At 62.5% G+C, this 416-nt stretch carries 1 protein-coding gene; it reads left to right on the forward strand.

What is annotated here, in order from left to right; genetic code table 11:
• Positions 1-416: glucuronate isomerase (locus EN857_RS33370; protein ID WP_245521676.1), on the forward strand; the 416-nt coding region annotated here is incomplete at both ends.

Genomic DNA, 416 nt, shown 5'->3' on the forward strand with positions numbered 1-416 from the left:
TGCAGATCCATCCGGGTTCCTGGCGCAATCATTCCCCGGCGGTTTTCCAAAGATTCGGCCGCGACAAGGGCTTCGACATACCGACCCGCACCGATTACGCGACGGCGCTGAAGCCGCTGCTTGACTGCGTCGGGCTGGAGCGCGACCTTACCGTCATTCTCTTCACGCTGGACGAGACGAGCTACTCGCGCGAGCTGGCGCCGCTCGCCGGCGTTTATCCGGCGCTGAAGCTCGGACCGGCCTGGTGGTTCCATGACAGTCCGGAGGGCATGCGTCGGCCTTCGCACCCGATGTTGGCGAATGCCCAGCCGCAACCGGAGCCGTTGCCGCCCGTGTCGTTGAAAGGACTATTCGCCGATTACATTTCAGCTAAGAAACTGGTCGGGAAGGCGAAGGAAACCGAGAGCCGTTGGAAG

Source organism: Mesorhizobium sp. M4B.F.Ca.ET.214.01.1.1, assembly GCF_004791545.1.
Classification (GTDB): Bacteria; Pseudomonadota; Alphaproteobacteria; order Rhizobiales; family Rhizobiaceae; genus Mesorhizobium; species Mesorhizobium abyssinicae.